Raw genomic sequence first — 18644 nt, 5'->3', positions numbered from 1 at the left:
CATTCCATCCGGCATTGCTGCCGGATGGAATAATCATGTAGCCGAGTGGCCTTTCAACTCGATCTTGACGTTCTGTTCCGCGGAAAGACCGGCGTAATACTTCTGCAGCACCTTGGCGACCTCGGGACGGCTGAATTCGACCGGCAGATCCTGACCTTCGGAAAGCATCGAGCGCACCTTGGTACCGGACAGCAGGATGCGGTCATCCTTGGTGTGCGGGCAGGTGCGCTGCGAGGCCATGCCGCCGCACTTGTTGCACCAGAAGGTCCAATCGATGTTCATGTTCACGGTTTCGAGCGAGCCCTTGGGGATTTCGTCGAAGATCTTCTGCGCGTCGAAGGGGCCGTAGTAGTCGCCCACGCCAGCATGGTCGCGGCCGACGATCAGGTGCGAGCAGCCGTAGTTCTGGCGGAACAGCGCGTGCAGCAGCGCTTCGCGCGGACCGGCATAGCGCATGTCCAGCGGGTAGCCGGCCTGGATCACGGTGTTGGGGGCGAAGTAGTTTTCGACCAGCACGCTGATGGCTTCGGAACGTACTTCGGCTGGGATGTCGCCCGGCTTCAGCGCACCCAGCAGGGAGTGAACCAGCACGCCATCCATGGTCTCGATGGCGATCTTGGCCAGGTACTCGTGCGAACGGTGCATCGGGTTGCGCGTCTGGAAGGCGGCAATCTTGGACCAGCCCATTTTTTCGAACGCGGCACGGGTTTCGGCCGGGGTCATGAACTGATCGCCGTATTCTTCCTTGAAGCTGCCGGTGGACAGTACCTTGACCGGGCCGGCCAGGTTGTACTTGCCCTGGGCCATGACCATCTTGACGCCGGGGTGTTCCATGTCGGTGGTCTTGTAGACCTGCATGCACTCGTGGGCCTTGTCGATGCTGTATTTTTCGGTCACCTTCATGGTGCCCATGATGTCGCCGGTCTCGGCATCGACCAGTGCGATGTCGTCACCGGCCTTGATGGCCTCGTCATCGGTCGACAGGGTGACCGGGATTGGCCAGAATAGACCGCTGGCCATCTTGTAGCCGTCACACACGCCTTCCCAGTCGGCATGGGTCATGTAGCCTTCCAACGGAGTGAAGCCGCCGATGCCCAGCATGATGAGGTCGCCGGTTTCACGCGAGCTCATCGTGACTTTGGGCAGCGAAGCAGCGCGGGTTTTTTCGGCGGCGAGTGCGTCGCCCGTCAGCAGCAGGGGTTTGAGTTCACCGCCACCGTGGGGGCGTACCAGTTTGGACATGCTGTCTCCTTGGACTGTGTGGGGGTATTAGAGTCCGGGCAGCATAGCACCGGGGTTGGCGCCTGAATAATCCTTTATTTTTATTTGAGGATAAGCGGGTTTGATATGGAGTGGCGATGACGAAAAATCCCGGGCAAATCGGGCTTTTTGCAAATGAAACAAGGATTTATGCGTCAAAAAAAGCGGGCATATCGGACTGTTCCGTCCTGATGACGTCAACCCAGGCGGGTTGGATGTCGCCCCCGGCTGTGGCCAGCTTTTTGGTTTCTTCGTAGAGCATTTTCCAGCGGTTGTACAGGCAGTCGCTGACCCTGCGCATGCCTGCATCGAAATAGGAGTTGTGCAGATCGCCGATGGTGCGGGTGAAGGATTCCATCTGTTCCAGCAGGTTGTGCGGATAGCCCTGGCGGTTGGGGTCGGCGTATTTGACCTTCTCGCGCTTGACCGCGCGCACGAAGACTTTCTGGCCTTCGGTGAGATCGGCTTCGGTGCGGGGCACGCCGCCGTAATTCATCACTTCCTGGATGAAGCCGTTCAGGCGTTCTCCGAAATCGAAGTTGGCGTAATCGACGTTTGACATGGGAGCTCCGTTATCAGGTGAGGCTTTGCAGGCTGGATGCAAAGCCGGTCATTATCCTACGCCGCGCGATGCGGCCGTTAGCGCCTTTTCGGGATGGTGGCGCGATTATTTCCTAAGCCCTTGAATCCAGCGGGAATAAATTTTGTCGGCCAGTTGGTGAAGCTGGGCGATGCGGGCGGGCAAGTCCGTCTGGATGTCTGCGGGCGATTGCACGCCGGGACTGTCGCTGGCGGCGATTTCGTCGGCGCCGTGCTCGCACCAGCTGGCGATGAGTTCGGGCGTCATTTCGACGTGGCATTGCATGCCGATATGGCGATCGTCTAGCACAAAGGCCTGGTTGGCGCAATAGGCGCTTTCGAGGATGCGAGTGGCGCCCGGCGGCAGCGTGAAGGTTTCGCCATGCCAGTGGAAAGCCGGCATGGGGGTTGCGGCATCGCCCAGCCAGGGGCGCGCAGCGTCGGCGTCGGTGATGCGGACATCGGCCCAGCCGATTTCCTTGACCGGATTGGCGCCGACCGTTCCGCCCAGCGCCTTGGCCATCATCTGTCCGCCAAGACAGTGGCCGATTACCGGGATGGCCGCCGCGACCGCCTGGCGGATCAGGGCCAGTTCAGGCGGGATCGAGGGCAGATCGTCGTTCACGCTCATCGGTCCGCCCATCAAGCAGATACCGGAAATGCCGTTAAGCTTGTCGGGCACGGCGTCGCCGGCGTCGATGCGCACCAGCTGCCAGGGGATGCCGTGGCGATCCAGGAACGCGGTGAAGTATCCCGGCCCTTCGATCGGGAAGTGACGCAAAATCAGAACAGGATCCATGATGCCTCATAAATATAAATCAACCACGCTCTACCCGCGAGGGGCAGGCCGTGTTTGTACCCGCGAGGGGCAGGCCGTGGTTGTAAAGCCGACAAGTCGGCAACAACCACGCTCTAAAGCCGCTAAAGCGGCAACAACCACGCTCATCATAGCGGCAGGCTGGCTTGCGTGCACGGCGACCTGGGCGACCAGCGTGTCGGTGATGGGCTTGTTCAAGGACAAGGCCATCGTCAGCATCGACGGCGGCAAGTCGCGCATCCTGAGTGTGGGGCAGACGGTTCAGGGGGTGAAGCTGCTCGCCGCGGATTCGGATGGTAGTGTCACGAACCAAAAATAACGAAACATGAAACAGCGTCTTTTTCCGCCATGCGTCGTTGCAGCCCCTTGCCGTATACCCCATACGGCTGCGGGTCTGCGCCTAGCCTGGCGAAAAAATCCATCTGTTTCATTTGTTCCGCTATTTCCGGTTCGCAACACTAGTTTCGATGTCGACGGCAAGCGCCGCACTCTCGGCATGGGGCAATCGTTTGCCGGCGGCACAGTGACGGCCGAACGCCAGAGCGTGTCGCTTACCGCCGATGCGCGCGGTCACTTCGCGGCCGCCGGGTCGCTGAATGGCTACCCGATGAGTTTCCTGGTCGACACCGGCGCCACCACCATCGCCATCAATCCCGCCGAAGCCCGGCGCATCGGACTCGACTACAAGGCCGGGCAGGCCGTCGGTGTTGGTACCGCCGCAGGTATGGTGCGTGCTTGGCGGGTCAAGTTCAACACCGTCAAGGTCGGCAGTATTACGCTTAACCAGGTGGACGGAATGGTGGTGGAAAGTGGCCTCAATGTGCCGTTGCTGGGAATGAGTTTTCTGAACCGGATGGAAATGAAGCGTGACGGCCAGACGATGACGCTGACGCAGCGTTACTGATTTCGGGCTGCCGTTGCTGGCTGCCGGAATGCAACAAGGCCTGCAATTGCAGGCCTTGTTTTTTTAGAGCAGCAAAGCTCAGGTGCTTTTCTGCTTGTTACGTTCGATCAGCGCATACGCCGAGTGGTTGTGTATGGATTCGAAGTTCTCCGCTTCCACCACATACGAATCGATCAGCGGTTCGTCGTTCATCGCGGCGGCGACGTCGCGCACGATGTCCTCGACGAATTTCGGGTTGTCGTAGGCGCGCTCGGTGACGTATTTCTCGTCGGGGCGCTTCAACAGACCGTACAGTTCGCACGAGGCCTGGTCCTCGACCTTGCGCACCAGATCCTCGATCCACAGGAAGCCGTTGGTTCTGGCCGAGACCGTGACGTGCGAGCGCTGATTGTGCGCACCGTAGTCGGAGATCTTTTTCGAGCATGGACACAGGCTGGTCACCGGCACCACCACCTTGGTGGTGTGGAAGAACTGACCCTTTTCGATGGCGCCTACAAAGGTGACCTCGTAATCCAGCAGGCTCTGCACGCCGGAAACGGGCGCTGACTTGTTGATGAAGTAGGGGAAGGTCATTTCGATGTAGCCCGATTCGGCTTCCAGGCGTTCGACCATCTGGCGCAGCATGCCCTCGAAGTTCTCGACCGAAATCTCGCGCTCGCGCGTATTGAGAATTTCAAGGAAGCGCGACATGTGCGTGCCCTTGAAGTTGTGCGGCAGGTACACGTACATGCTGAAATTGGCGATGGTGTGCTGGACGCCATCGCTTTTATCCGCCACCCGCACCGGATGGCGAATGCTCTTGATGCCGACCTTGTCGATGGCGATTTGACGCGTATCGACTGAACTTTGCACGTCTGGCATGCAAACGGCGGTGTCGCAAATCTGGTTCATGGCGAGTTCCTAATGATGAGTGCAGTTTAGACCAAGTATAAACTGCCAGGGTAGTTGAGTAAACTACTCGGGTAATTGGGTTGTCCTTGCGCGCACGGCGTGTTCAATGCCTGCAGCGTCGAGCCCGCAGGCGGCCAGCATCCTGACCGGGTCGCCATGTTCGATGAAAGTGTCGGGCAGTCCCAGGTGCAGCACGGGAACCGGGATGCCGAGGCCGGCTAGCGCCTCGGCCACCCCGGCGCCGGCGCCGCCTGCCACCGCGTTTTCCTCCAGCGTGACCAGCAGGCGGTGGGTTTGCGCCAGTTCGCGCAGCAGATCGAGATCCAGCGGTTTGACGAAACGCATGTCGGCCACACTGGCGTCGAGCGCCGCGGCGGCTTGAAGGGCAGGTGCGACCAGGCTGCCGAAGGCGATCAGCGCCACCTCGCGGCCGCTGCGGCGCAGCACGCCCTTGCCGATTTCGACCGGATCGAGGCCGGGGTCGATTGCAGCGCCGGCGCCGCTCCCGCGCGGGTAGCGTACCGCCGACGGACCGTTGTGCAGGAACGCCGTGGTCAGCAGACGGCGGCATTCGTTCTCGTCGGAGGGCGCAGCAATCAGCATGTTGGGAATGCAGCGCAGGAAACTCAGATCAAAACTGCCGGCGTGGGTGGGGCCGTCGGCGCCGACCAGCCCGGCGCGGTCGATCGCCAGCATCACCGGCAGGTCCTGCAGCGCAATGTCGTGGATCAGCTGGTCGTAGGCGCGCTGCAGAAAGGTCGAATAGATCGCCACCACCGGTTTCACGCCCTCGCAGGCGAGACCGGCGGCAAAGGTCAGCGCATGCTGCTCGGCGATGCCGACGTCGAAATAGCGCTTCGGGAATTCCTGCGAGAAGCGCACCAGGCCTGAGCCTTCGCGCATCGCCGGGGTGATGCCGACCAGCCGCGTGTCGACGGCGGCCATGTCGCACAGCCAGTCGCCGAACACCTGGGTGTAGGTGGGTTTGGCGCCGGCTTTCTCGGCGACGCCATTTTCCGGATCGAAACACGAAACGCCGTGATACAGGCAGGGATTGGCTTCGGCGGGTTTGTAGCCTTTGCCCTTTTTGGTGACCACGTGGAGGAACTGCGGGCCGCTCAGCTGCTTGATGTTGGAGAGGGTATCGAGCAGCACGTCGAGGTCGTGGCCGTCGATCGGGCCGATGTAGTTGAAGCCGAATTCCTCGAACAGCGTGCCCGGCGTCATCATGCCCTTCATGTGCTCCTCGGCGCGCTTGGCCAGTTCGCGGATCGGCGGCGCGACCGACAGCACTTTCTCGCCGGCACGGCGCGCGGCCGCATAGAATTTGCCCGACATCATGCGTGCCAGGTAATTGTTGAGCGCACCGACGTTGGGCGAAATCGACATGTCGTTGTCGTTCAGCACCACCAGCAAGGGCAGATCGGTGGCCCCGGCATTGTTCAGCGCCTCGAACGCCATGCCGGCAGTCATTGCGCCGTCGCCGATGACCGCCACCGCGCGCTGGCCGGAGTCCAGCTGATGAAAGGCCTCGGCCATGCCGAGCGCGGCCGAGATCGAGGTGCTGGAATGGCCGACACCGAAGGCGTCGTACTCGCTTTCGGCACGGCGCGGAAAGCCGGCGATGCCGCCCGGCTGGCGCAGGCCGGCCATCGCCGCACGGCGCCCGGTGAGGATCTTGTGCACATAGGTCTGGTGGCCGACGTCCCACACGATGCGGTCCGCCGGGGTGTCGAACACGTAATGCAACGCGAGGGTCAGTTCCACCGTGCCGAGATTGGAGGCGAGATGGCCGCCGGTGCTGGCAACCGATTCGACCAGGAACTGGCGCAGCTCGGCGGCGAGTTTAGGCAGCTCGGCGGGTGCCAGTGCGCGCAGGTCGGCTGGCGTATCGAGGGTGTCGAGCAATGGCTTGGTCATCTCAGAACGTCCGCTCGACCACGAAGTCGGCCAACTGGCGCAGCCGCGCGGCGGGTGCGCCAAGATCGGACAGGGCGGCGTGGGCGTCGGCGCGCAGTTCCTGCGCCAGTTCGCGCGCGCGCGCGACGCCGAGCAGGCTGACGTAGGTGGGCTTGTTGTTGGCGGCATCCTTGCCGGCGGTCTTGCCCAGCGTGGCGGTGGGCGTTTCGGCGTCAAGCACGTCGTCGACCACCTGGAAGGCGAGGCCGATGCTCTTGGCGTAGCGATCGAGTGCGGTGTGAGTGGCATCGGGGATGCTGCCGCATTGTGCGCCCAGCAGCACTGAGGCGCGGATCAGCGCACCGGTCTTGTGGATATGCATGAATTCGAGTTCGGTCAGGTCAAGCGGCTTGCCCACGCTGGCCAGATCGATCGCCTGGCCGCCAGCCATGCCGCGCGAACCGGCAGCCTGTGCCAGCAGCTGCACCATCTTCAGCTGGCTGGCCGCATCGTCGGCCAGCGGCTGCGAAGCGAGGATGTCGAACGCCAGGCTCTGCAGGGCGTCGCCCGCCAAGAGGGCGGTCGCCTCGTCGAACTCGACGTGCACCGTGGGCTTGCCGCGCCGCAGCGCATCGTTGTCCATCGCCGGCATGTCGTCGTGCACCAGCGAATAGGCGTGGATCAGTTCGACCGCGGCGGCGGCGTTCTGCACCCGCTCGATGCCGGCGCCGCAGACTTCGCCGGCGGCAAACGCCAGCAGCGGGCGCACCCGCTTGCCGCCGCCCAGCACGGTGTAACGCATCGCATCGTGCAGGCGCTGGGGCGCAATGTGGGCAGGCGGAAGCCACTCGGCCAGCACGCTTTCCATGCGTGCCTGGCAGCCTTGCGTCCAGGCGGCAAAATCAGTCATCGGTGTCTTCGGTCTTGAAAGGCTGCAGGGCCCCGTTTTCGAGAATCTGCACCTGCTGTTCCGCATCGGCCAGCTGCCGGCGGCAATACTGCAACAGTTCGGCGCCGCGCTTGTATACGGTCAGCGAGGCTTCCAGCGGCAGCTGACCGGATTCCATTTCAGTCACAATGGCCTCCAGTTCGGCCAGTGCAGACTCGTAGTCCTTGGGCGGGAGGGTGGCGCGGGATTTGGCCATGAATATCGAATCCAGCGGGGGAAAGGACGATACTTTAACAAATTTAGCCCGCTGCCTTAACAGTAATCGGCATGGCACGAACTCGTCGCGGCCGGGCAAACAATGCATCGCGGTGATGGAAGTGGAGCAGGGACATCGATGAAGTCAAGCTGGATGCTGGTGGCGGCGGCCCTGTTCGCGCTGATGAGCGTGCTGGTGAAGCAGGCGTCCGCTACCTTCTCGCCCGCCGAACTGGTGTTTTACCGCTCGGCGTTCGGGCTGGTCGCCATCTGGGGGGGAATCGCCCTCAGCCGTCGCCGGTTGCTGGCGCCGCTCGCCACGCGCCATTGGCGGGCGCACTTCTGGCGCGGACTGTCGGGCTTTATCGCGCTGGTGCTGTTCTTTTACGCCATCGCGCGGCTGCCGCTGGCCACTGCGGTCACCCTGAATTACACCGCCCCGCTATTCCTGGCTGCGCTATCCGCCTGGTGGCTGCACGAGCGCCACGGACGAGGACTGATCGGGGCGGTGCTGCTGGGTTTTGTCGGGATCGTCCTGCTGCTGCGTCCGCAGCTGCAGGACCAGGCCTGGTTGCCGGCGCTGGCCGGACTGGCGTCGGGCATGTTGGCAGCGGTGGCCTATGTCAACGTCAAGCAGCTGGGCCGGCTGGGCGAACCCGAGTGGCGGGTGGTGTTTTATTTCACCCTGCTGGCGACCATGGGCGGCGGCGCATGGATGCTGGTGGCCGGATTTCACACGCCGCAGGCGGGCGACTGGCTGTGGCTGGCCGGCATCGGCGTCACCGCCACGCTGGCGCAGCTGGCGCTGACGCGCGCTTATCATCGCGGCCGCACGCTCATGGTCGGCGCGCTCGCCTACACCACGGTCGGATTTTCCGCCCTCTACGGCGTGCTGCTGTTCGGCGAACGGCTGCCGCTGCCGGCCTGGATCGGGATGGCGGTGGCGGCGGCAGCCGGTGTGTGGGCCGTGCGCGCGTCGACACCTGCGCAGCCCGATTCGCTATAGTTCGGTCACATTCCAAAGGAGAGCACCATGATCAGTCTGAACACCAAGGACAACCTGATTGCCGTCACCGTGATGGGGCAGTTCACGCTGGACGATTACCGCGAGATCGAGAAGGCGGTGTGTTACGGCATCCAGTTTCAGGGCAGCGTCAACCTGCTGTTCGACTTGCGCGATATGCTGTCCTACAGCATCGACGTGGCGTGGGAGGAGCTGAAATTTTCGCGCGAGCACAAGAACGATTTTGGCCGCATCGCCATCCTGACCGGCGATCAGTGGGTAGCGTGGAGCATGTGGGTGAACCGCATGTTCATGTCGGCGGATATCCGCCTGTTCGACGATCTGGGTCTGGCGCAGGCCTGGCTGGCCGGCGGCAAGTTGCCGGCCGCGGCGAGCTGATGCATGCCAGCCCGATATCAGACTGGCGCAGAGTGATCCTGTTTTCAGGCTGCTGTCCGGCCACTCATGGGGGCGCATTGCGCGCCGGCCGGAAAATTTCCTTGTTGGCGTAATACGCGACGTGGGCGTTGGCCGCATCCCAGCCCGGAATGCCCTGTACCGGAAGCGGGACAAGCTGGCGCGGGGTGTCGATCGCGCCGAGCGCCGTGACGGCCAGGGCTTCCGCGGCATCGGGGTCGAGCGAATCCGAACGCAGCAGCAGGCATTTTCCGGTGATCGACGGGTAGGGTGCGAGTGTTTTTTCCAGCAGCGCATGGCCCACCACCACAAAACACATCCCGGTTTCGACCTGTGCGCGCGCTTCCCAGAACAGCGCGTGCCAGGCGTGCCCGGTCAGCAACGCAGGCAACGCCGATTCACGGCTGAGCACCCACACACCCGACTCGTCCAGCACCGTCAGCGCGTCGCGGCGGCGGCCGCGCCGGGCGTCGGTTTCAAACGCGATGGCTTCGCCATGGGCCGCGTTCAGCGCAGCCTTGAAGCGTGGAAAGCGCAGCCAAACCAGCGCGTTCAGCACATCGTGCCAGGTGTCGGCGCGGGTCGGCACCTGGCCGGTGTGCAGAATATGGGTTTCGTAATCGCGTGCCGGCAGGCGGCCGTCAGCGGCAAAAAAGCGCAGCGGCAACCCGCGTGACTGCGTTGTGCCGCGTGCAGTGGCCAGTGCGTTGAGGGCGTCCAGCGAGGGCAGCGCGTGCGCCAGTCCCAGCGCGTCGATCGGATCCCGGTAGGGCGCGAAGGCGGGGTGGGCGAAGTTCAACCCGAATTATCCATGAGGCGATAGATGGCCCGTAGGGTGCGCCATGCGCACCGATCCATGCTCTCCAGGGTGCGCACGGCGCACCCTACGGAACCACTTCGTCCCCCGAATGAACAAACTGGATTCAATGCAGCGCTTCGGACAGGGCCTGGCGGTATTGCCGCGTCAGCGGATGGGCGCTGCCGAGCAGGTCGAACAGCGCCAGCAGGCTGATGCGGCCGATGTCGTGGCGAAAGCCGCGGTCGGTGCGGGCGATGAACAGCAGTTCCTCCAGCGCGCCGGCAAACTCGTCCGCCGCCAGCAATACCGCCGCGCGCTGATAGCGTGCACCGAGGTCATTTGAATCGTGGGCGAGGCGGGCATCGAGTTCGGCCAGCGGCGGCGCCAGCCGCGCGGTTTCCGCCAGGCCCAGGTGTGCGTGCAGGCGGGCGATTTCGGGCTCCGCCCGCGCGTCCGGCGGCAGACTGTCAAGCAGCTTCAGCGCCTGCTCGCCTTCGCCTTCGGCCCACAGCAGCTTGGCGAGGTCGCGCGGGATGGCGAGATTGTCGGGCTCGGCCATCGCCGCATTGGCGAGCAGCATGCGCGCCTGCGCTACGTTTCCCGACTGCCAGGCAGCTACCCCCAGCGCATGGGCGCGGTTGGCGTCGCCGGCGATGAAGCGGTCGAGCACTTCGCGAAAGCTGCTGTCGGGATCGGCGCCGTGAATAGTGTGGGCGACCTCGCCGCGCCAGAAAAACTTCACCGTGGGCACCGAATTCACGCCAAAGCGCCGGACCAACTCGGGCAGGTCATCCGTATTCAGCATCACCAGCAGGAACTTGCCGCCGTATTCGGCGGCGAGCTTGACCAGGCGCGGCATCAGGATGAAGCAAGGACCGGCCTTGGGAGTCCAGAAGTGCACCAGCACCGGGCCCTTGTGCGAGTTTTCCAGTACCAGCCGATTGAAGTTCTCGGCGCTGGCGTCAAAAACATAAGGTGACAGGCTCATACGAATCCTCCGGTCTTGGCAAAGCGGTTGCAGGCGGCGACGAGTTCGCGTGCGGTGCCCGGCTCGAACGCCGAATGGCCGGCATCCGCCACGATTACATAGCGCGCTTCGGGCCAGGCGCGTGCCAGTTCGTCGGCCGAGACGATGGGGCAGACGGCGTCGTAGCGTCCCTGCACGATCACCGCCGGGATGGAACGGATGCGGTCGATGTTGGCGAGCAGGCTGTTGTCGGGCAGGAAGATATGGTTGACGAAATAATGCGTCTCGATGCGCGACAGCGACAGTGCGGTTTTTTCGCTGCAGAACGCGGAGACGAGGCCGGGGTTGGGCAGCAGGGTCGAGCAGGACGCCTCGAAGGTGGCCCACTGAAAGGCGGCAGGCTGGTGCACCGCCGGATCGGGGTCGAGCAGGCGGCGGTGATAGGCGGCGAGCAGATCGTGGCGTTCGTTTGCCGGGATGAATTCCGCCAGTTGCCGCTGCGCCTCGGGGAACAGGGCACGGATGCCGTAGAGGAACCAGTCGATTTCGTTTTTTCGGCACAGGAATATCCCGCGCAGCACCAGTCCGCGGCAGCGTTCGGGGTGGGTTTCGGTATAAACGAGCGCCAGCATCGAGCCCCATGAGCCGCCGAATACCAGCCAGGCATCGATGCCGAGTTCGCATCGCAGTGCTTCCATGTCGGCGATCAGATGCGGCGTGGTGTTGTCGGTGAGCTCGCCGTGCGGGGTCGAACGGCCGCTGCCGCGCTGATCGAACAAAACGATCCGGTAGCGCGCCGGATCGAAAAATTGCCGCTGGATCGGCGAGGTGCCGGAACCGGGTCCGCCATGCACAAACAGCACCGGGATGCCGTCGGGATTGCCGGAGGTCTCCCAGTAGATGCGGTGGACGCCTGCCGTTTCCAGCATGCCGCTGGCGTAAGGCGTAAGGGGGGGGTAGAGCGTGGCAAGGTCTGACATGGGCGGCGCCTGGAGTTGAAGCCAGGATTATCGCCTGCGCTGTCGGGCATGAACAGGCGAGGGGCGCCGATTCGCTGTGCCTGCCGGAAATTTGCCGTATCGACAGGCGGGTGCTGGGGTCGTATGCTTCCGGTGCGTCCGGAATGCGCCAGCCGGCAATTCGGTGATTCGGGCTGTGCGGGAGAAAAAAAGTAGCAACGTCCGAAGCTGCCAACCAACCGATACCGGAGTCGTTCCATGAGCCATGTTGTTAAAGTTGTCCTGTTGGGCCTGGGTGGAGCCGGGGAAAAATTTGCTGAGCATTTCCTGCGCCAAACGGGCTGCTGATGCATGGCCCGCTCCAATCGTGACGGCGCCTGGCGCCACGACGGCCGGACTGTTGCGATTCTTGTTTGATGTGATGCCATGAACACCCCCTTCAAGTTTGCCCATGCTGTAGACCCCGACTGGACCCGCGCCGCGCAGGCCTGCATGAATCAGCTGGGCACGATTCCATCCGCTGCGACGCTGGGGTTTCTGTATGTGTCGGACGCCTTCGCGGGCGAACTCGACGCAATCCTGGCTTTTTTCAAAAGCGCGACGGCGGTACCGCACTGGACTGGTAGCGTGGGCGTGGGGGTCTGCGCCAGCGGGGTGGAATACCTGGGGCAACCGGCGATGGCGGTGATGCTGGGCGAGTTCGAGCCGGCCGATTTCAGCATGCTGCCGCTGCTGCGGACCCCGCAGGATATCGCCGCTCAGCCGTTGCCGGATGCCTACTTCGCCATGGTGCATGGCGACCCGGCCAACACCCGCATCCAGGATCTGATTGAAGGCCTCAGTGAACACGTGTCGAGCGGCTTTGTCGTCGGCGGGCTGTCCAGTTCGGAAGGCGTGACCGCACAGATCAATGATGGCGTGGTGAGTGGCGGTTTGTCGGGCGTGCTGTTCAGCGAGCGGGTGAAGCTGGCGACGCGGCTGACGCAGGGGGTTTCGCCGCTGGGGCCGCGCCACCGCGTCACCGCAGCCAACAAAAACATCATCGGCAGCCTTGACCATCGTCCGGCGCTGGACGTGATGAAGGAAGAAATCGGCGAAGTGTTGGCGCGCGACTTGCGGCGCGCGGCTGGCTATATTTTTGTCGGCCTGCCGGTACGCGGTTCGGACACCGGCGACTATCTGGTGCGCAACATCCTCGGTATCGACCCGCAGAATCACCTGGTGGCAATCGGCGAAATCGTCGAGCCGGGAGACGAACTGCTGTTTTGTCGGCGCGATCGGCAGTCGGCCGAGGCCGACCTGCAGCGGATGCTCGCGGCCATCGGGACGCAATTGAACGCGCCAATCCGGGGCGGCGTGTATTATTCCTGCCTGGGGCGCGGCCAGCACATGTTCGGCGCGCCGAACCGCGAAATGGAACTGATTCGCGATGCCCTGGGAGATTTCCCGTTGGTGGGTTTTTTTGCCAACGGCGAAATTTCCCACAACCGTTTATATGGCTACACCGGGGTGTTGACCCTGTTCGGATGACCAGTATGAGGATACAAGAATGCCCTTGCACGCCATGAAAGAAGACGAAGTCCGCCTGTTGCGCGGCGAGATCGAAATGTTGATGAACGAACGCCGCCAGCTGTTGCAGGTGACGGGCGCGGCAGCTGTATTCGTCGCCAATCTGGATACCGATACCTTGCCCGACGACACCGACACCATCGATGCGGCTGAAATGCTGGCCGAACAACTCAACGGGCTGACCGAGGAAACCCTCAAGGACGCGCTGGAGTCGGTGCGCGCCGAACTCGATCCTGTGCAATAGACGGCCCCTCATCTCTTGGCCCGCTTGTCGCTGCCAGCTCCCGCTGCATTCGGGCACTTTGCGCTCGGCGCCGCCGGAGCAGGGATCATAGGCACGCTGCCGCGCTATCTTCAGCCCTTCAGATCCACCCTCGGTTATGTGTTCAGCGTCGCCAAATTTGCGCGGGTAGCCGCGTCGGAAAGCGCCAGCGGCGGTTCCTTGGCTTCCGGGCGCTCCTGTTACAGTGCGTCAATCGGTGCGCAGGGTGCACCCTACGGCGCTGGCCAACACCAATAAATAACGATGAAAGAGCTGCCCATTTAAATAGGGGCGCGCTTTTTTAAATCGACTTTCTGCAGAAATACCAGGGCCGCTTGACGACGATGGCGCCGCGTAATTCGCCTACCCCATAGTCGGTGGTCCGATCCAGCGGATATTCAGTCTGCAGGCGTGCCTTAACCCCTTCCGGGATCGATTCGGCGGGGCCGTGGCAGTGAGGTCATGGTGAGTTGACAGATCGTCTGCCTGTCATCACCTCAGGAAATACTGCACATAGAAAGTCAGCGCCACGCCCATGCCCAGCCAGGCGACGGCGGGGCCAAGCAATACGCGCAGGATCCTGTTGTAAGGAACGAAGCCGACGCCGTGCACGAAGCCGGCCGACAGGCCCCACATGATCAGCGCGAGAATGCCGTGCCCGATGGGACTGCCGTCCTCGACGGTCAATGGTCGCGGAAACAGCGTGACGAGAAGTATGAGCACGAACGCTGCGGCCAGCGTGATGCCGCGTATCCATCCGCGATCGAGCATGGCGGTCAGGTCGGTTTCGCCTTGCGGTAGGGCCGCAGGTACCGCCATTCGAAAAACCGTTTGGCCCAGTGGAACAGGCGGCACGACGGCAGCATGAAGGCGCGTTTTTCGTTGCGGTAAACAAGGATGCCGCGGTCGAGCGTGTCGACGATGCAGATCAGCTCGACCTTGAAACGCGCGACCGGCGGCTTGCCCGCCAGGGCCCGCAGCAGGTTTTCGGCGGCGGCTTTAGCCTGCAGGTCGGCGATGTGCGCCTGCTTGGGCAGCCAGTCGGGGCCGGGGTAGCTGCCGGAATCGCCGGCGACATAGACCTTGTCCGATCCTGCTACCTGACAGTGGGCGTCGGCCTTGAAAAAGCCGCCGTCGGACAGAGGCAGCCCGGTTTCGCTTGCCCAGGCAGGTCCGGTCATGCCCGGCATGAAGAGAATCAGGTCGGCGGGCACGTCGCCACCTTCGGTCCTGATCCGGTCGGCCTCGAAGCCAGCGGGCTTGTGGCCGAGATGGGTGGCGATGTCGCGCTTCTGCATTTCGCGCAGCAGGCCGACGACTGCCTTCGCACCCAGACGCTTGCCCGGTTCCTTCGCGGCGTTGAAAAACACCAGCTTGAAGCGATCACGGCGACCCTGTCGGCGCAGCAGGGTGTCGATGCCGAACAGCAGTTCGAACATCGGCCCACCCCGCATTGCGCCCTGTTCCTTGGGGTTGGTGCCAAAACCGAAGGCAATCGTGCCGCGGTCCATTTTTTCCAGGCGTTCGCGGACCGCTTCGGCCGCACTCGAACCTTCGCAGATCGTCAGCGCATGTTCGATGCCGGGCAGGGACTTGAGGAAGCGGCCGCCGCTGGCGATCAGCAGCGCATCGTTGGTGACGCTGCCGTTGTCGGTCAGCACGGTGCGGCCGCCATCGGCGAGGCCGGTTACACGCCCGGCGTGGAATTCAACCCGCTGTTCGGCGAGAAAGCCCGACACGTCGATGTCGAGGTCGGCGCCGCGTCGCAATCCCGAAGGCACCCAGATCAGGCTCGGGTAATACGTCAGCGCGGCCCGGGGGGAAACGAGCGTGATCCGCACGTCGCGATCGCGTTGTCGCAGTTCGCGCACCGCGGTGAGCGCGGCGAATCCCGATCCGAGAATGACAATATGGTGGGCACTCATGAAAAACTCCTGTAATGGCTCGATGAAATCAGGCCAATAGTATGGCGTGTCCGCATCACGCGGGCGAGTTCTTCACGATCAAAGATCAATCCTGCCGGGCATCGTCTGCGGCCGAATCGCGCGCTTCGTCGGCTGCGCATTCCCTGGCGTCGCACATCATCGCGCTGATCGAGGCGAGCAGCACGGCCAGGGTGACTCCGAGTATCCAGGCGAAATACCACATGGCGATTCCTTTCAGTACACCGATTTGTCGTTGGCGGCGATGAATTCCGTCGTGACCTTGCCCCACATCACCTTGTAGGCCCACGAGGTGTAAACGACGATCAGCGGCATGAAGATCACGGTGACACCGAGCATCAGACCGAGCGTGAGTTGCGAGGACATGGCATCGAACACGGTGAGGCTGGAGCGCGGATCGGTCGACGACGGCATGATGAAGGGAAACATCGATACGCCGGCGGTACCGATGATGCCGGCGCACGCCGCCGACGACGACCAAAATGCCAGGCCGGCCTTGTTGAGGCGTGCGAACAGGATGCCCGCTGCCAGGGCGACAAAGGCGGCGATCGGCACCCACTTCGCCCACGTATAGGTGTGGTAGTTGGTCATCCAGGCGCCGGCGGCGATTTCAACGGTCTTGGCGAGCGGATCGGCTGGGCCGTTGGGATCGAGGGTACTGGTGATGACATAGCCGTCGATGCCGGTCACCCACCACCCGGCCAGTGCGAACGTGACGAAGGTCAGCACGCCGAACAGCAGGCTTGCGGTACGGGCGCGGCGATAGATGCCGCCCTCGGTGCGCATCATCAGGTAGTTCGCACCCTGAAAGGTGATCATGCCCAGGCTTACCACGCCGGCCAGCAGTGCAAACGGGTTGAGCAGCGCCCAGAAGCTGCCGGTGTAAGTCGACATCATCAGGTCGTTGAAGTGGAACGGCACACCCAGAAGCAGGTTGCCGAAGGCGACGCCAAAGATGACCGGCGGCACGGCACCGCCGATGAACAGGCCCCAGTCCCAGGTGCTGCGCCAGGTGGCGTTGTGGAGCTTGGAACGGTAGGTGAAGCCGACCGGGCGGAAGAACAAGGCCCACAATGCCGCCATCATCGCCCAGTAAAAGCCCGAGAAGGCTGTGGCGTAGACCAGCGGCCAGGCGGCGAACAGCGCGCCCCCTGCGGTGATGAACCAGACCTGGTTACCTTCCCAGTGCGGGGCGACGGTGTTGATGACGGCCCGTCGTTCGAGGTCGGTCCTGCCGACAAAGGGCAGCAGGGTACCGACGCCCATGTCGTGGCCGTCCATGATGGCAAAGCCGATCAGCAGCACACCGATGAGAAGCCACCAGACGAGTTTCAGGGTTGCATAATCCATGTCCGCTCCTTAAACCCTGTTCGATGTGGCGCCTGCAGGCAATGCGCCGCCCGCCGCCTGCTCGCCGTGGTATTTGCCGGTGCCGAGGCTGGCCGGGCCGAGTCGTACGTACTTCCTCATCAGATACACTTCGACGACGAGCAGCACGGTATAAAAGCCGATAAAGCCCGCGAGCGAGCCGTAGACATTTGCGACGGAAATGTTGGAAACCGAGATGTGCGTCGGCAACACGCCGTAGATCGTCCAGGGCTGGCGGCCATATTCGGCGACGATCCAGCCGAGTTCGGCGGCGATCCAGGGCATCGGAATGAACCACAGCGCCCAGCGCAGCAGCCATTTCTTCTCGACGAAGGTGCCCTTGATCGAATAGAACAGCGCCAGCGTGAACAGCGCGAGGAACAGGAAACCCAGTGCGACCATGATGCGGAAACTCCAGAACAGCGGCGCGACCCGCGGGATGGTGTCGTCGACGGCCTGCTGGATCATGTCAGGCGTGGCCTGCGACACGTCGACAATGTATTTCTTCAACAACAGGCCGAAGCCGAGGTTGGCCTTGTGCACTTCGAACTGTGCGAGCGCAGTGGCATCGTCGCGGTTTCTGCGCAGCTGCTCCAATGCGACCACCGCCTTGATACCGTCCACGATGCGTTCGCGGTTCTTCTCCTTGATCTCACGGATGCCGGGCAGGGTCTCGCTGAGCGAGCGGGTGCCGATCAGCCCCAGCACGTAGGGGATCTGCAGTTCGTAATCGTTGCGCTGGGCTGCTTCGTTCGGCAGCGCGAACAGCGTGAACGCGGCGGGCGCGGGTTCGGTATCCCACATCGCCTCCATCGCTGCCAGCTTGGCCTGCTGCGATTCACTCAGGGTGTAGCCGGATTCATCGCCCAGCACGATTACCGACAGCGCCGAGGCAAAGCCGAAGCCGGCGGCAATGCGAAACGAGCGGCGAGCGAAGTCGAGGTCACGGCCTCTCAGCAGGTACCAGCTGGAAATGCCAAGCACAAACACCGAAGCGGTGACATAACCCGCCGACACCGTGTGGACGAATTTGGCCTGTGCCACCGGGTTGAATACGATGGCCCAGAAGTCGGTCATTTCCATGCGCATGGTGACGAAGGAAAACTCCGCGCCGAGCGGATTCTGCATCCAGCCGTTGGCGATCAGGATCCACAGCGCCGAGAGGTTGGAGCCGAGCGCCATCAGCACCGTCACCATGAAATGCTGCCATTTGTTGAGGCGATCCCAGCCGAAGAAGAACAGGCCGATGAAGGTCGATTCGAGGAAGAATGCCATCAGGCCCTCGATCGCCAGCGGTGCGCCGAAGATATCGCCGACATAGTGCGAGTAGTACGCCCAGTTGGTGCCGAACTGGAATTCCAGGGTGATGCCGGTGGTCACGCCGAGCGCGAAGTTGATCCCGAACAGCTTGCCCCAGAAGCGCACCATGTCCTTGTAGATGAGGCGATTGGTGACGACGTAGGTCAGTTCCATCGCCACCAGAATCACCGCCAGTCCGATCGTCAGCGGCACGAACAGGAAGTGATACAGCGCGGTGACTGCAAACTGTAGCCGCGACAGGTCGACGAGTTCTTCAGTCAGCATGGGGGCTCTCCGATGAAGGTTGGGATGGGGTGGGGTGCTCGGGATTGGCCAGGCGTTGCGCTACGGCGTCGGCGTCTGGATGCAGCGCATGGCCGTCGAAGAACGCATAAAAAATAGCCGCGATCACCAGCAGCTTGATGACGATGGCGAGCGAGATTTCTTTGGCCAGCGGATGCTGCAGGAAAGTGGGCATGGGAGATTTCATAAGGGCTCCAATATTAGCAAGTGCCGTGCCAACTCCCCAGAATAGGTGGGGACTTTTATTTCTCTTTGGTTTCA

General features: G+C 62.8%; 22 protein-coding genes. 6 read left to right on the top strand and 16 right to left on the bottom strand.

Annotated elements, in window-relative coordinates; genetic code table 11:
• Positions 1 to 33: 33 nt before the first annotated feature.
• The 3 genes from sat to ACZ41T_RS04660 all read right to left on the bottom strand — a co-directional run bounded on the left by sat (position 34) and on the right by ACZ41T_RS04660 (position 2638).
• The gene (gene sat, locus ACZ41T_RS04670; protein WP_464923311.1) at positions 34 to 1242 is read right to left on the bottom strand and encodes a sulfate adenylyltransferase; all 1209 of its coding nucleotides are present in this window, start codon (positions 1240 to 1242) and stop codon (positions 34 to 36) included.
• 166 nt (positions 1243 to 1408) lie between these two features.
• Positions 1409 to 1822, bottom strand: coding sequence for a hypothetical protein (locus ACZ41T_RS04665; protein WP_464923310.1), 414 nt, complete (start codon positions 1820 to 1822; stop codon positions 1409 to 1411).
• Between the two features lie 105 nt (positions 1823 to 1927).
• A complete protein-coding gene (locus ACZ41T_RS04660) occupies positions 1928 to 2638 on the bottom strand; it encodes a type 1 glutamine amidotransferase (RefSeq protein WP_464923309.1) in 711 nt (236 codons plus the stop codon).
• Here ACZ41T_RS04660 and ACZ41T_RS04655 point away from each other — a divergent pair.
• Complete coding sequence (locus ACZ41T_RS04655; RefSeq protein WP_464923308.1) at positions 2637 to 2975, top strand: hypothetical protein; 339 nt, start codon at positions 2637 to 2639, stop codon at positions 2973 to 2975. The two genes, ACZ41T_RS04660 and ACZ41T_RS04655, sit on opposite strands and share 2 nt — an antisense overlap.
• A gap of 177 nt (positions 2976 to 3152) precedes the next feature.
• Positions 3153 to 3560 (top strand): retropepsin-like aspartic protease family protein, encoded by a 408-nt coding sequence (locus ACZ41T_RS04650; protein ID WP_464923307.1) that lies wholly within the window; start codon positions 3153 to 3155, stop codon positions 3558 to 3560.
• 78 nt (positions 3561 to 3638) lie between these two features.
• On the opposite strand, the gene folE2 is transcribed toward ACZ41T_RS04650, so the two are convergent.
• The 4 genes from folE2 to ACZ41T_RS04630 all read right to left on the bottom strand — a co-directional run bounded on the left by folE2 (position 3639) and on the right by ACZ41T_RS04630 (position 7495).
• Positions 3639 to 4451, bottom strand: coding sequence for a GTP cyclohydrolase FolE2 (folE2, locus tag ACZ41T_RS04645; RefSeq protein ID WP_464923306.1), 813 nt, complete (start codon positions 4449 to 4451; stop codon positions 3639 to 3641).
• A gap of 63 nt (positions 4452 to 4514) precedes the next feature.
• Positions 4515 to 6371: a 1-deoxy-D-xylulose-5-phosphate synthase gene (dxs, locus tag ACZ41T_RS04640; protein ID WP_464923305.1), complete on the bottom strand. Its 1857-nt coding sequence runs from the start codon at positions 6369 to 6371 to the stop codon at positions 4515 to 4517.
• A 1-nt stretch (position 6372) separates the two neighbouring features.
• The gene (locus ACZ41T_RS04635) at positions 6373 to 7260 is read right to left on the bottom strand and encodes a polyprenyl synthetase family protein (protein WP_464923304.1); all 888 of its coding nucleotides are present in this window, start codon (positions 7258 to 7260) and stop codon (positions 6373 to 6375) included.
• Positions 7253 to 7495, bottom strand: a complete 243-nt coding sequence (locus ACZ41T_RS04630) for an exodeoxyribonuclease VII small subunit (protein ID WP_464923303.1) — start codon at positions 7493 to 7495, stop codon at positions 7253 to 7255. Before ACZ41T_RS04630 ends, ACZ41T_RS04635 begins: the two co-directional genes overlap by 8 nt.
• Positions 7496 to 7633: 138 nt before the next feature.
• On the opposite strand from ACZ41T_RS04630, the gene ACZ41T_RS04625 reads away from it, so the two are divergent.
• On the top strand, positions 7634 to 8500 hold the full coding sequence (locus ACZ41T_RS04625; RefSeq protein ID WP_464923302.1) for a DMT family transporter: 867 nt from the start codon (positions 7634 to 7636) through the stop codon (positions 8498 to 8500).
• A gap of 27 nt (positions 8501 to 8527) precedes the next feature.
• Positions 8528 to 8896 (top strand): SpoIIAA family protein, encoded by a 369-nt coding sequence (locus ACZ41T_RS04620; RefSeq protein WP_464923301.1) that lies wholly within the window; start codon positions 8528 to 8530, stop codon positions 8894 to 8896.
• Positions 8897 to 8960: 64 nt separating this feature from the next.
• Here the strand turns inward: ACZ41T_RS04620 and ACZ41T_RS04615 are convergent, their stop codons facing one another.
• The 3 genes from ACZ41T_RS04615 to pip all read right to left on the bottom strand — a co-directional run bounded on the left by ACZ41T_RS04615 (position 8961) and on the right by pip (position 11660).
• Complete coding sequence (locus tag ACZ41T_RS04615; RefSeq protein ID WP_464923300.1) at positions 8961 to 9713, bottom strand: DUF3025 domain-containing protein; 753 nt, start codon at positions 9711 to 9713, stop codon at positions 8961 to 8963.
• A gap of 124 nt (positions 9714 to 9837) precedes the next feature.
• Positions 9838 to 10701 carry a tetratricopeptide repeat protein gene (locus ACZ41T_RS04610; RefSeq protein WP_464923299.1) on the bottom strand — a complete coding sequence of 288 codons (864 nt, stop codon included), beginning with the start codon at positions 10699 to 10701 and terminating at the stop codon, positions 9838 to 9840.
• On the bottom strand, positions 10698 to 11660 hold the full coding sequence (gene pip, locus ACZ41T_RS04605) for a prolyl aminopeptidase (protein ID WP_464923298.1): 963 nt from the start codon (positions 11658 to 11660) through the stop codon (positions 10698 to 10700). Before pip ends, ACZ41T_RS04610 begins: the two co-directional genes overlap by 4 nt.
• 405 nt (positions 11661 to 12065) lie before the next feature.
• Between pip and ACZ41T_RS04600 the strand changes: the two genes are divergently transcribed.
• The gene (locus ACZ41T_RS04600; protein WP_464923297.1) at positions 12066 to 13169 is read left to right on the top strand and encodes an FIST signal transduction protein; all 1104 of its coding nucleotides are present in this window, start codon (positions 12066 to 12068) and stop codon (positions 13167 to 13169) included.
• A 19-nt stretch (positions 13170 to 13188) separates the two neighbouring features.
• Complete coding sequence (locus ACZ41T_RS04595; protein ID WP_464923296.1) at positions 13189 to 13452, top strand: hypothetical protein; 264 nt, start codon at positions 13189 to 13191, stop codon at positions 13450 to 13452.
• Between the two features lie 510 nt (positions 13453 to 13962).
• Here the strand turns inward: ACZ41T_RS04595 and ACZ41T_RS04590 are convergent.
• The 6 genes from ACZ41T_RS04590 to cydP form a co-directional block, all read right to left on the bottom strand.
• The gene (locus ACZ41T_RS04590; protein WP_464923295.1) at positions 13963 to 14241 is read right to left on the bottom strand and encodes a cyd operon YbgE family protein; all 279 of its coding nucleotides are present in this window, start codon (positions 14239 to 14241) and stop codon (positions 13963 to 13965) included.
• Positions 14242 to 14246: 5 nt separating this feature from the next.
• The gene (locus ACZ41T_RS04585; protein WP_464923294.1) at positions 14247 to 15395 is read right to left on the bottom strand and encodes an NAD(P)/FAD-dependent oxidoreductase; all 1149 of its coding nucleotides are present in this window, start codon (positions 15393 to 15395) and stop codon (positions 14247 to 14249) included.
• 85 nt (positions 15396 to 15480) lie between these two features.
• A complete protein-coding gene (gene cydX / locus ACZ41T_RS04580; protein ID WP_464923293.1) occupies positions 15481 to 15618 on the bottom strand; it encodes a cytochrome bd-I oxidase subunit CydX in 138 nt (45 codons plus the stop codon).
• Positions 15619 to 15629: 11 nt separating this feature from the next.
• Positions 15630 to 16763 carry a cytochrome d ubiquinol oxidase subunit II gene (gene cydB / locus ACZ41T_RS04575; RefSeq protein WP_464923292.1) on the bottom strand — a complete coding sequence of 378 codons (1134 nt, stop codon included), beginning with the start codon at positions 16761 to 16763 and terminating at the stop codon, positions 15630 to 15632.
• 9 nt (positions 16764 to 16772) lie between these two features.
• A complete protein-coding gene (locus tag ACZ41T_RS04570; RefSeq protein WP_464923291.1) occupies positions 16773 to 18365 on the bottom strand; it encodes a cytochrome ubiquinol oxidase subunit I in 1593 nt (530 codons plus the stop codon).
• Positions 18355 to 18558, bottom strand: coding sequence for a cytochrome oxidase putative small subunit CydP (gene cydP / locus ACZ41T_RS04565; protein ID WP_464923290.1), 204 nt, complete (start codon positions 18556 to 18558; stop codon positions 18355 to 18357). The genes ACZ41T_RS04570 and cydP overlap by 11 nt, the downstream gene beginning before the upstream one ends.
• Positions 18559 to 18644: the final 86 nt, after the last annotated feature.

It is taken from the genome of Thiobacillus thiophilus, assembly GCF_055378705.1.
The sequence above is the reverse complement of the archived record's forward strand: the minus strand, read 5'-3'. Positions and strand labels throughout refer to the sequence as shown.